This is a genomic window from Mesorhizobium sp. P2_C4 (assembly GCF_056404575.1).
Genome location: NZ_JBFUDT010000003.1, coordinates 765,724 through 777,995, shown reverse-complemented (window position 1 = coordinate 777,995; position 12,272 = coordinate 765,724). Strand labels below are relative to the sequence as shown.

At 62.2% G+C, this 12,272-nt stretch carries 12 protein-coding genes; 11 read left to right on the top strand and 1 reads right to left on the bottom strand.

The annotated features are described in order from the left end of the window. Window positions 1-60 precede the first annotated feature (60 nt). Entirely contained in the window at window positions 61-981 is a 921-nt protein-coding gene (gene tsf / locus AC1DX6_RS16365; RefSeq protein WP_477315016.1) for a translation elongation factor Ts, read from the top strand. 35 nt (window positions 982-1,016) lie between these two features. On the opposite strand, the gene AC1DX6_RS16360 is transcribed toward tsf, so the two are convergent. Further along, a complete protein-coding gene (locus AC1DX6_RS16360; RefSeq protein ID WP_477315014.1) occupies window positions 1,017-1,943 on the bottom strand; it encodes a LysR family transcriptional regulator in 927 nt (308 codons plus the stop codon). A gap of 115 nt (window positions 1,944-2,058) precedes the next feature. On the opposite strand from AC1DX6_RS16360, the gene AC1DX6_RS16355 reads away from it, so the two are divergent. The 10 genes from AC1DX6_RS16355 (at window position 2,059) to fabZ (ending at window position 12,260) form a co-directional block, all read left to right on the top strand. Beyond that, a complete protein-coding gene (locus tag AC1DX6_RS16355) occupies window positions 2,059-2,595 on the top strand; it encodes a nuclear transport factor 2 family protein (RefSeq protein ID WP_477315012.1) in 537 nt (178 codons plus the stop codon). 27 nt (window positions 2,596-2,622) lie between these two features. Continuing rightward, window positions 2,623-3,732, top strand: coding sequence for an aldo/keto reductase (locus tag AC1DX6_RS16350; protein ID WP_477315010.1), 1,110 nt, complete (start codon window positions 2,623-2,625; stop codon window positions 3,730-3,732). A 158-nt stretch (window positions 3,733-3,890) separates the two neighbouring features. Then, window positions 3,891-4,613 carry a UMP kinase gene (gene pyrH, locus AC1DX6_RS16345; RefSeq protein WP_477247113.1) on the top strand — a complete coding sequence of 241 codons (723 nt, stop codon included), beginning with the start codon at window positions 3,891-3,893 and terminating at the stop codon, window positions 4,611-4,613. Window positions 4,614-4,701: 88 nt separating this feature from the next. Continuing rightward, window positions 4,702-5,256, top strand: coding sequence for a ribosome recycling factor (gene frr / locus AC1DX6_RS16340; protein ID WP_477315008.1), 555 nt, complete (start codon window positions 4,702-4,704; stop codon window positions 5,254-5,256). Between the two features lie 33 nt (window positions 5,257-5,289). Beyond that, window positions 5,290-6,009, top strand: coding sequence for an isoprenyl transferase (locus AC1DX6_RS16335; protein ID WP_477315006.1), 720 nt, complete (start codon window positions 5,290-5,292; stop codon window positions 6,007-6,009). 11 nt (window positions 6,010-6,020) lie between these two features. Continuing rightward, window positions 6,021-6,836, top strand: coding sequence for a phosphatidate cytidylyltransferase (locus AC1DX6_RS16330; RefSeq protein WP_477315004.1), 816 nt, complete (start codon window positions 6,021-6,023; stop codon window positions 6,834-6,836). Window positions 6,837-6,938: 102 nt separating this feature from the next. Beyond that, window positions 6,939-8,081 (top strand): RIP metalloprotease RseP, encoded by a 1,143-nt coding sequence (gene rseP / locus AC1DX6_RS16325; protein WP_477315002.1) that lies wholly within the window; start codon window positions 6,939-6,941, stop codon window positions 8,079-8,081. Between the two features lie 217 nt (window positions 8,082-8,298). After that, window positions 8,299-10,665, top strand: coding sequence for an outer membrane protein assembly factor BamA (gene bamA, locus AC1DX6_RS16320; protein ID WP_477315000.1), 2,367 nt, complete (start codon window positions 8,299-8,301; stop codon window positions 10,663-10,665). 76 nt (window positions 10,666-10,741) lie between these two features. Beyond that, window positions 10,742-11,800, top strand: coding sequence for a UDP-3-O-(3-hydroxymyristoyl)glucosamine N-acyltransferase (gene lpxD, locus AC1DX6_RS16315; RefSeq protein WP_477314998.1), 1,059 nt, complete (start codon window positions 10,742-10,744; stop codon window positions 11,798-11,800). Next, window positions 11,793-12,260 carry a 3-hydroxyacyl-ACP dehydratase FabZ gene (gene fabZ, locus AC1DX6_RS16310; RefSeq protein WP_477314996.1) on the top strand — a complete coding sequence of 156 codons (468 nt, stop codon included), beginning with the start codon at window positions 11,793-11,795 and terminating at the stop codon, window positions 12,258-12,260. Before lpxD ends, fabZ begins: the two co-directional genes overlap by 8 nt. Window positions 12,261-12,272 lie beyond the last annotated feature (12 nt).

Genomic DNA, 12,272 nt, shown 5'->3' with positions numbered 1-12,272 from the left:
TAAACGGACGCACCATCGAGAACCGATGGTGCGTCGGTGCATTTAAACAAAGAGGCGACAATGAGCATTTCGGCTGCACAGGTCAAAGAACTCCGCGACTTGACCGGCGCGGGCATGATGGACTGCAAGGCGGCGTTGACCGAGACCAACGGCAACATGGAAGAAGCCGTCGACTGGCTGCGCAAGAAGGGCATTTCCAAGGCCGACAAGAAGGCCGGCCGCACCGCTGCCGAAGGCTTGATCGGCGTCGACAACGGCGTGCGTGAAGCCGCTGTCGTCGAGGTCAATTCCGAGACCGACTTCGTTGCCCGCAACGCCGCTTTCCAGGAAATCGTCGCCAACGTCGCCAAGGTGGCGCTCGCCTATGGCGCGACTGAGGCCGTTGCTGCCGCAAAGTATCCCGGTTCCGACAAGTCGGTTACCGACACCATCAAGGACGCTGTCGGCACCATTGGCGAGAATTTGGGCTTCCGCCGCTCGGCCAAGCTGACCGTCCCGCACGGCGCGGTTGCTACCTACGTCCACAACGCTGTTGCCGACGGTCTTGGCAAGCTCGGCGTTCTGGTCGCGATCGAAACCACTGGCAACGCACAGGCAGCCAACGCCTTTGGGCGCCAGGTCGCCATGCATGTCGCCGCCACCAACCCGCTGGCGCTGACCGCAGAGCAGATCGATCCGGCAGCCATCGAGCGCGAGATGGCGATCTTCTCCGACCAGGCGCGCCAGTCCGGCAAGCCGGAAGCGATCATCGAGAAGATGGTCGAGGGCCGTATGCGCAAGTTCTACGAAGAGGTTGTGCTCTTGAAGCAGGCTTTCGTGCTCAATCCCGACATCACCGTCGAGAAGGCGCTGAAGGATGCCGAGAAGGACATCGGCGCTCCGGCCAAGATCACCGCCTATCTGCGCTTCGCGCTCGGCGAGGGCATCGAGAAGGAAGAGACCGATTTCGCGGCGGAAGTCGCGGCTGCGGTGAAGAAATAATCCTTTAGAAACAGCCCTGAAAGGGGCTTCTCAGCTCAGGCAACTCGGTCGGGTGTCCGCAAGGATGTCCGGCCGATTTCTTGTGCGGTATCGATGAAGGCCCGCAGCTTCGGCGCCATCGCCGCCCGGCGCGGGAAGTAGAGGAACAGGCCGGGCTCCTCGATCGCCGTTTGCGGCAGGATCTGAACCAGCCGGCCGGCGGCCAGCTCCGCGCGCACCAGCGGCTCGAACACATAGGCAAGGCCGACACCTGCAAGTGCCAGGTCGATCGCGGCCAGCGAATCCGTGACGATGACCGTACCTTTCGTCTCCACGACGACATCCTTGCCGTCCTCGGTCAGGTCCCAGCGGTAGAGCGCACCGGAGCGGACGAGCCGGTAGCCGATGCAATTGTGGTTGGCGAGATCGGCCACATCGCGCGGACGGCCATGCCGGCCGATATAGGCGGGGCTGGCAACGATGACGGCGTGAAACGGCGGCGTCAGCCGGACCGTGACCATATCCTGCGCGATCATTTCGCCCAGCCGGATGCCGGCGTCGAAACCCTCGCCGACAATGTCGACCAGCCCCTGGTCGGTAAGCAATTCAACTGTCACATCCGGATAGCGCACCGCCATCGCCGCGATCACCGGCGTCACCGCCAGCGGAACAGCGATGTTGGGAACATTGAGCCTGAGCAGGCCCGAAGGCCGGCCCTTGATGGCACGGATCCGGTCCATCCGCTCGGTAATGTCCTGAAGGGCAGGGGCCGCCGTCTCAACCAGTGCCTTGCCGGCTTCCGTCAATGAGACGCTGCGCGTCGTGCGCGCGAACAGAGGCTGGCCAATGCGCTCCTCGACAAGGCGCACCGCATGGCTGACGGCGGATGGGCTCATGCCGAGTTCGGCCGCGGCAAGCGCAAAGCCGCCGCGCCGGGCAACGGCGATGACGACTGGCAGATGGTTGAGCAGGTCGCGACCCATTCATGAGCAATATCGCATAGTCACTACGAATAATGCAATCTTATCGCCACCTGCGCGTTGGCCCACATTGTCGCCAACACATCGGCAGTGGGCCGATGCGCAAAGGAGATGAGAGATGAATGCGTTGAAGGACGTTACCTCAGCGGCGAGCCTTGCGCTGGCGCCGTTCGATGCCGGCGGGGCCGAACCGTCTAAGGAAATGGCGCTCGCCGACGAGCGTGCCGTCATCAGCATCGCCGATGCCATCGATCGCGCCGTCGATGCCCAGGATTGGCGGCTCGCCCGCAGCTTTTTCGCCGACCGCGTCACCGTCGACTTCAGCAGCCTGAGCGGACAGCCTGCGGCCACCATCGCCTCGGACGACCTGATCGGAACCTGGGCAGCGAATCTCAGAGGCAGCAAGACCAGCCTGCATCTGCGCACCAACCATCAGGTCGTCATCGACGCCGAAGCTGCGACCGTCTTCTCCAACGCGTATGCCTGGAACCGGATGGAAGGCAATGGCGACCCGCTCTGGGAAGTCTGGGGCACATACGAACACCATCTGGTCCGTTCCGGCGCAGGCTGGAAGGTGGATGGCTTCACCTTCCGAATGACGCACGAGCGCGGCAACTCGTGGGTGAAGACGACTCCAGGACAGGATCGGCGCTGAACATCGGATCAGGATCGGAGCGACATCATGACCATGGCCTACTACACCCTTGGCAACAGCGGCCTCAGGGTCAGCCGGCTGGCGCTGGGCACGATGACCTTCGGCACCGAATGGGGCTGGGGCGCGGACAGAGAAACCGCGCGCGCCATGTTCGACGCCTATGTCGAGGCTGGCGGCAATTTCTTCGACACCGCGGACCTATACACCGGCGGCACCAGCGAGACCTGGCTGGGGGAATTCATCGCCGAGCGCGGTCTGCGCGACAGCGCGGTCATCGCCACCAAGTTCACCTTCAACACCGAGCCCGGCAACCCAAATGGCGGCGGCAACGGCCGCAAGAACATCTTGCGCGCCGTGGACGCCTCGCTGAAGCGGCTGGGCACCGATTATATCGACCTCTATCTCCTGCATGTCTGGGACAGGTTGACGCCGGCCGAGGAGGTCTTGCGCACGCTGGACGACCTGGTCCGCATGGGCAAGGTGCGCCATATCGGCCTGTCCGACGTGCCGGCCTGGTATGCCGGCCGGGCGCAGGCGATCGCCGAACTGCGCGGCTATGAGCCGATCTCGGCCCTGCAGCTCGAATACTCCCTCGCCGAGCGCACCATCGAGCATGAATTCGTGCCCTTCGGTACGCGCCATGGCGCCGGCATCATGGTGTGGAGCCCGCTGGCCAGCGGCCTGCTCAGCGGCAAATACCGACCGACGCAGGTCGGAAACGTTGGCCGGCTCGATGGTTTTCGCAACACCACCCATCCGGGGTTCCAGAAATTCAGCGAGCGCAACTGGGCGATCGTGGCCGAACTCGAAAAAGTCGCCGCCGAGCTCGGCCGCAGCATGCCCCAGGTCGCACTCAACTGGGTGGCGACGCAACCGGGCATCGCCTCCGTCATCTTGGGGGCAACGAAGCTTGCTCAGTTGCAGGACAATCTCGCGGCGCTGGACTTCTCGCTTCCCCCTGACCTTCGCGATCGGCTGGATGCGGTCAGCCGCGCTCCGGCGCCATTCCCCCATTCATATTTCGGTTCCGAGATACAGGCCAGGGTTAGCGGCGGCACCGTGACCGGCGACAAGCCTTCCGGCTATGCACCACCGGTGGTTGTCGAAGGTGAGGCGGTCAGCATCAGCAGCAACTGATCGGCTGCAAGCCAAACGGCTGGGAATTTGCGACAGGGCGCGGCGTGACATCGCCGCGCCCTTCGTGTATCGGGTCAACGCATCGTGACAGCACCGCCGGGCGAAGCGGGGTCGGTTTTGCCTCCCGAATTCCCGCGCCGAGATTTTCGAGGAACCAGATGACGGCCAAGCCTCTCTTTCGACGTGTCTTGCTGAAAGCATCAGGCGAAGCGTTGATGGGGGAACAGCATTTCGGCATCGACGTGTCGGTGGTCGATCGCATCGCCGCCGACATCGCCGAGGCCCGCGCTTTGGGCATCGAGGTCGGCGTCGTCATAGGCGGCGGCAACATCTTTCGCGGCGTGGCCGTAGCCTCCAAGGGTGGCGACCGCGTCACCGGCGACCACATGGGCATGCTCGCCACCGTCATCAACTCGCTGGCGCTGCGCACGTCGCTGAACAAGATCGGCGTCGACGCCGTGGTGCTGTCGGCAATCGCCATGCCCGAGCTTTGCGAGAGCTTTTCGCAACGCCAGGCGACCGCTTATATGAACCAGGGCAAGGTCGTCATTTTCGCCGGCGGCACCGGCAATCCGTTCTTCACCACCGATTCGGCCGCAGCCCTTCGCGCCGCGGAAATCGGCGCCGACGCACTGTTCAAGGGCACCCAGGTCGACGGTGTCTATTCGGCCGATCCCAAGAAGGATCCGCACGCGACGCGCTTCGAGCGCATCAGCCATGCCGAAGTGATCAACAAAGGCCTTTCCATCATGGATACCGCCGCGATTGCACTTGCGCGCGAAAACAACATTCCGATAATCGTCTATTCGATCCACGAAAAGGGTGGTTTTGGCGACATTCTGAGGGGCGGCGGCCGTTGTACGGTCGTTGCCGACGATTGATCCGGAGCACAATCCCGAAAACCGGGGTTTTCGGAGTGAGGCTCGAACACAAGTAGTGAACCCGGGCAAACGGGTCGAGGAGACAATGATGAGTGGTGAGTTCGACGATCTCAAGCGGCGCATGGATGGCGCGATCGCCGCATTCAGGCACGACCTGGCTTCGCTGCGCACCGGCCGCGCCTCTGGCAACCTGCTCGACGCCATCCAGGTCCAGGCTTACGGCACCACCATGCCGATCAATCAGGTGGCGAATGTGTCGGTGCCGGAGCCGCGCATGATCTCGGTTTCGGTCTGGGACAAGTCGATGGTCGGCGCCGTCGACCGTGCCATCCGCGAATCCAATCTCGGCTTCAACCCGATCGTCGACGGCACCAATCTCAGGATTCCACTGCCAGAGCTCAACGAGCAGCGCCGCAAGGAGCTGGTCAAGATCTCGCATGGTTATGCCGAGAATGCTCGCGTCGCCGTGCGCCACGTGCGCCGCGACGGCATGGATTTCCTGAAGAAGGCGGAAAAGGACGGCGACATCAGCGAGGACGATCATCGCAAGCGCTCCGATCAGGTCCAGAAGCTGACCGATGAGACGATCAGCACCATCGACCACCTGCTTTCCGATAAGGAAGCTGAAATCATGCAGGTTTAGGGTCTGGCCATCGGCTGGCCCGAAAGCGAGAACATGGCAACGCCCGCGCATGTCGCGATCATCATGGATGGAAACGGACGCTGGGCCAAGGCGCGCGGCATGCCGCGGCTCGCCGGTCATCGCGCCGGTGTCGAGGCGCTGCGCAAGACCGTACGCGCAGCACCCGGTCTCGGCATCTCCTTCCTGACCGTCTATGCCTTCTCGTCGGAAAACTGGTCGCGGCCGAAAGCCGAAGTCAGCGACCTGATGGGTCTGTTGAAGCTGTTCATCCGCCGCGACCTTGCCGAGCTGCACCAGAGCGGCGTGCGGGTGAGGATCATCGGTGACAGGGCAGGGCTGCAGCCCGACATCAGGGGCCTGCTCGAAGAGGCCGAATCGCTGACCGCTGGCAACGAGTCGCTGACCCTGGTCATCGCTTTCAACTATGGCGGACGCGACGAGATCGTGCGCGCGGCGCGCAAGCTCGCCGAGGCTGTGGCGCGCGGCGAAATCGCCAGCGAGGCGATATCAGCCGAATCCTTTGCCGGCTCCCTCGACACGCAAGGCATTCCCGATCCGGAGCTGGTCATCCGCACCAGCGGCGAGCTTCGGCTGTCGAACTTCCTTTTGTGGCAGGCAGCCTACAGCGAACTTGTCTTCCTGCCTTGCTACTGGCCTGACTTCAGTCGTGAGCATCTGGCTGATGCATTGCGCGATTTCGCCGGCCGCGAGCGCCGTTTTGGCGGACTTGCCGCCCAAGACGTCGCTTCGTGACCGGCGCCGGCATGAGCAATCTCCAGCTTCGAGTCGTCTCGGCAGTCGTTCTGGCTGTGATTGCCCTTGGCCTGACCTGGCTCGGCGGGTTGTCGTTCCGTTTGCTTTGCGCCGCCATGGCGGCGGTGATCTTCTATGAATGGACGCGCATGTCGCGTCCGGCCGCCGTTGCGGGCCTCGGCTTTCTGCCGGAAGCGCTGCTTCTGGTTTTCGTTGGCGCCTTGATCGCCGGCCTGCCGGCGTCTTGGCTGCTGCCTCTTGTCGCAGCCTTGGTTGTCGTCACGGCTGTCGCCGCACGGATTCGCGGAACAACCCAGTGGGATTCGTCCGGCATTGCCTACGCCGCTGTTTCCGGTCTTTCGCTGGCACTGTTGCGCGACGGCGACCATTCCGGCCTGGTGGCGATCCTGTTTCTGTTCGCGGTGGTATGGGCGACCGACATTTTTGCCTATTTCGTCGGCCGCGCTGTCGGCGGCCCGAAGCTGGCGCCGTCGATTTCACCTGGCAAGACGCAGAGCGGCGCGCTCGGCGGCGCTATCGGCGGCGTTGTTGCGGGGGTGCTTTTGGCTGCTGCGGCCGGTGCCGGCAATCTTGGTGTCCTTGGCCTGGTTGCGCTGGTGCTGTCGATCGTCGCCCAGGCCGGCGACCTTTTCGAATCATGGGTCAAGCGCCGCCACGGGCGCAAGGATTCCAGCGCGCTGATACCGGGCCATGGCGGCGTCATGGACAGGGTCGACGGGCTTGTCGCGGCGGCCTTCGCCCTGTACGTCATCGGCTGGATTTCGGCGACCGCCGATCATCCGGCGCAGGGGTTGTTTCCGGCTTGAGCAGCATTTTCAGGGCGAAGAATGGCGCGCGCCACGGATTCGCCCGCATTGATGTCACAGTCGCGGCGCGAGCTGCGCTGCGGATGAATTTGAGGGCATGACTTGAACGAGATTCTTCACGCGGTTTTCAGCACGCAGGGCTTTGTCCTCGGCACGTTGGTGCCTTTCCTGTTCGTGCTGACCGTGGTCGTGTTCGTCCACGAAATGGGCCACTACCTCGTCGGCCGCTGGTGCGGCATCGGCGTAAAAGCCTTTTCGATCGGCTTTGGCCCCGAACTTTTCGGCTTCAACGACAGCCACGGCACGCGCTGGAAACTCTGCGCCATACCGCTCGGCGGCTATGTCAAATTTGTCGGCGACATGAACGCCACGTCGAGCCAGCCCAGCGCGGAAGATCTGGAAACGCTGACCGATGCGGAACGCAAGATTGCTTTCCACACCCAGCCGATCTGGAAGCGCGCGGCCACCGTGGTGGCCGGGCCACTGTTCAATTTCCTGCTGACGATCGCCGTCTTCGCAGTGTTGTTTTCCGCCTACGGCCGCCCTGTGATGGAGCCGATGGTGGCGCAAGTCACTGCCGGCAGTCCGGCGGAGAGGGCCGGCATTCTGCCTGGCGACCGATTCGTTGCTGTCGACGGCAGCAAGGTCGAGAGCTTCGCCGACGTCCAGCGCCTGGTTTCAGGCCGCGCCGGCGATGCCATCACCTTCATCATGCTGCGAGACGGCAAGGAGGTCACCGTTACGGCGACGCCGGAACCGATGGAGCAGCAGGACGCGCTGGGCAACAAGGTCAAGGTGGCCGTCATTGGCGTCGTCAACAACAAGGAACTCGGCCAACCCAGGCTGATCACCTACAGCCCTGTCGGAGCGGTAGGCGCCGCGGTCGAGGAGACGGGGCACGTCATTCAGCGCACCGGCCAGTTCCTGCAGCGATTCGTCGTCGGCCGCGAAGACAAATGCCAGCTGGGCGGCCCGATTAAGATCGCGAAGATGTCGGGGCAGGCGGCAAAACTGGGCTTCCTGTGGCTGGTGCAACTCGTTGCCGGGCTGTCGGTCGGGATAGGGTTTCTCAACCTTCTGCCGATTCCCCCCCTCGACGGCGGCCATCTCTTGTTCTACGGCGTGGAGGCTGTCATCCGGCGGCCGGTGTCGGAACGGATGATGGAAATGGTCTACAGGGCCGGCCTGCTTCTGGTGCTCGGCTTCACGGTGTTCGTTTTCTGGAACGATCTGTTTGGGTGCTGAAATCATGAAGGAATTTGACTTCGGCACGACCAACGTTGAGACGCCGTTTACCATGCAGGGGGGTATGAGTGACGCGAAAGCCACGCACCAGGGTTAAGTAATTACAAATTAACCAGAAGCCTTGCGTGTAGGGAAAATCCGGTTAATACGGTAGGAGAAATTACCGCACGTCCGGTTTTCTCGCCGTGGGGACTTCGAGAAAAGGTACAAAAGCCCGATGAAGGCAGCATCCAAGTTTCTGAGCGCCGCGTCCGCGGTGGCCTTGTCCGCCGCTCTGGTTTTGCCAGGCGCGCTCGCAGTGCAGTTCGTTGCCACATCCGCGGCTGAGGCTGCTGTTGTCAGCAGAGTGGAAGTCAGCGGCAACCAGCGTGTCGACGCCGACACCATCCGCAACTACGTCACCATCAAGCCCGGCAAGGCCTTTTCCAGCGCCGATATCGATGAAGCGGTCAAGGCTCTGTTCGGCACCGGACTGTTCTCGGACGTCCAGATCAATCAGGTCGGTTCCACGCTGGTCATCAAGGTTTCCGAATACCAGGTCGTCAACCAGGTACTGTTCCAGGGCAACAAGAAGCTCAAGGACAACGCCCTGGCGGTCGCGGTCCAACTGAAGCCGCGCGGCACCTTCTCGCAAGCAGCGCTCGATGCCGACGTCGAGGCAGTCAAGGCTGCCTACAAGCGAATCGGCCGCGACGACGCCGCTGTCACCACGCAGATCATGGACCTCGGCGACAACCGCGTGAACGTGGTCTTCAACATCAATGAAGGCGGCCGCACCCAGATCGCTTCGATCAATTTCGTCGGCAACAGCGCCTATTCGAGCCGCCGTCTGTCCGATGTCATCGCCACCAAGCGCTCGACTTTCCTGTCGTTCGTGCTGCGTGACGACGTCTATGACGAGGACAAGCTGCGCGCCGACCAGGAATTGCTGCGTCGCTTCTACTACAATCACGGCTATGCCGACTTCCAGGTTGTTTCCGCCGTCGGCGAACTCGATGACACGACAAACAAGTACACGGTGACCATCACCGTGCAGGAAGGCGACCGCTACAATTTCGGTGACGTCAGCGTCGAGAGCACGATCCCCGAAGTCGACTCGAAGTCGCTGGAGTCGGTGGTTCAGACCCATAAGGGCGACGTCTACAACGCCAAGGATGTCGAGGACTCGATCATTGCGCTGACCGAGAAGGTCGCGGGTTCCGGTTATGCCTTTGCCCAGGTGACGCCGCGTGGCGATCGCAACTTCGAGAACCACACCATTTCGGTCGTCTACACGGTCGACCAGGGCACCAAGGCCTATATCGAGCGCATCGAGATCCGCGGCAACGATCGCACGCGTGACTATGTCATCCGTCGCGAATTCGACGTCAGCGAAGGCGACGCCTTCAACCAGGTTCTCATCCAGCGCGCGAAGAAGCGGCTGGAAAACCTCAATTACTTTGACAAAGTCGACATCTCGACGGTGCCCGGCTCCGAACCTGACCAGGTTGTGCTGGTGGTCGACGTGGTCGAGAAGTCGACGGGTGAGTTCTCGATCGGTGCCGGCTATTCGACCGGTGGCGACACGGCAGGCCCATCGGTCGAAGGATCGATCACCGAGCGCAACTTCCTCGGCCGCGGCCAGTTCATCAAGCTCTCGGCTGGTGGCGGCAAGAATTCGCGTGACTACAGCCTCTCCTTCACCGAGCCCTATTTCCTCGGACGGCGCATTGCCGCCGGCTTCGACATCTTCCAGCAGACCCGGAACTACGACCACTATGATAGCGAGACGTTGGGAGCGACGGTTCGCTTCGGCCTGCCGATCACCGACAGCATCTCGACCCAGCTGGCGTATAACATCGCGCAAGAAAAATACTCGATCGCAGACAATTGCTTGGATGCAGGTGGGGTTTACGATCCCAGCAAATGCACTATCTCCACCGCGATCCTGGATGGCGTGGCTCAAAGCCCATGGATCAAGTCGTCGGTCAGTCTGGGTCTGCTCTACAACACCATCGACGACATGAAGAATCCGCATGAAGGCATCTATGCCAATGTCACCACGGAAGTGGCCGGCCTTGGTGGTGACGCGAAATTCGTCAAGGTCACCGGTCGCACCAGTGTCTACCAGACCCTTTCGGAGCAACTGGATCTGGTGGGGCTTGTCTCAGGCGGTGCCGGCTATGTCTATGGCTACGGCGATGGCAATTTGCGCGTCTTCGATCATTTCCAGAGCAGCGACCGCATGATCCGCGGCTTTGCCTATGGCGGTATCGGCCCGGTGGCCCTGGGTACCAGCGGCGACCATCTCGGCGGCACCACCTATTTCAATGCCTCGGCCGAAGCCCAGTTTCCGCTGCCTGTGATCCCGGAAAGCTTCGGCCTGCGCGGCGCAGTCTTTGCTGATGCGGCGACGCTCTATGACAACAAGGTTACCGGTGTCGACCCAGCGTCAACCGGCATGAAGCTGCGCGCTTCGGTCGGTGTCGGTCTGATGTGGGCGTCGCCCTTTGGCCCGATCCGCATCGACTACGCGATCCCGGTCAAGAAGCAAGCGACCGACGACGTGCAGGAATTCAACTTCGGCATATCGACCCGCTTCTGATTCGCGGGTAACGATGCTTCCGGGCCGTTGGGGCCCGGAAGAGAGTGATCCGACCTAGCTGGATATTGCTTTTGGAATGACCGATCCGGTGTTCTTCGCGCCCTCACGCCGATATACGGCTGGCGAAGTCGCGAATCTGACCGGCGCTATGCTGGTCGATTCCGGCCAATCTCAAATATCGATCTCGGCCTTGGCACCGGCTAACGAGGGCGGCGAGGATGCGCTCGTCTTCGTCGACGGCAAGCGCAACTTTGCGCTGATGCAGTCCCTGAAGGCTGCGGCGGTTCTCTGTCCCGCCGAATTTGCCGTCAAGGCGCCGGCGGGCGTTGCGGTTCTGGTCCATCCGCGTCCGCAACAGGCTTTCGCAATGGTCGGACGCCTGCTTTTCCCGGCGGCTGCCACGCCGGGGCCGATGACCAGCGAAACCGGTGTCTCGGCGCATGCCCATGTCGACCCGACGGCACATGTCGAGGCCGGTGCGATCATCGAGGCCGGTGCCGTCATCGGACCTCGCGCTTCCATCGGCAGCGGAACCGTCGTTGCTCCCCATGCGGTGATCGGTCCTTCCTGCCAGATCGGCCGCGACGGCTATATCGGCCCGGGCACCAGCATCCAGTATGCGCTGATCGGCAACCGCGTCATCATCCATGGCGGCGCCCGCGTCGGACAGGATGGCTTTGGTTTCGTGGGTGGCGCCAAGGGGCCGGAGCGTGTCCCGCAGATCGGCCGTGTCATCATCCAGGACGATGTTGAGATCGGCTCGAACACAACGGTCGATCGCGGCGCCATGTCCGACACCATCATCGGCCAGGGCACCAAGATCGACAATCTGGTGCAGATCGCCCATAACGTTCGCATCGGCCGCAATTGCATTATAGCCGGGCTTTCGGGTATTTCCGGTTCCGTAACTGTAGGCGACAACGTCACTATGGGTGGCGGTGTCGGTCTTGCGGATCATTTGACCATAGGGGCAGGGGCCAAGCTTGCTGCGAGAAGTGGATTTATGAGCAACGTGCCTGCCGGCGAGATCTGGGGGGGCTATCCGGCCCAGCCGATGGCGGAAGCCATGCGCGAGATTGCCATGCTGCGCAAGCTGGCTAGGACGCGCAAGCAGGGCGACGGGGGGAATGGCTGAGATGACGGCGGCGACTACGCTGGAGGCGGTCGACATATTGGGGCTGATGAAGCTGCTGCCGCATCGCTATCCCTTTCTGATGATCGATCGCATAATCGACATCGATGGCGATGACTCCGCCGTCGGCATCAAGAACGTCACCATAAACGAGCCGCATTTCCAAGGTCATTTCCCGGACCAACCGGTGATGCCGGGTGTGCTGATCGTCGAGGCAATGGCGCAAACTGCCGGCGCCATCTGCATCCGCAGCCTCGCCGCCGAAAAACCATCCCTGGTCTATTTCCTGACCATCGACAATGCCAAATTCCGCAAGCCGGTCGTCCCCGGCGACCAGTTGAAAATCTATGTCAAGAAAATCAAGAAACGTGGCAATCTGCTCAAATTCGCCTGCGAAGCTCTCGTCGACGGCGCCAAGGCCGCTGAAGCCGAGATTTCGGCGATGATGGTCACCAGCGGCTGACGATCGAATGCT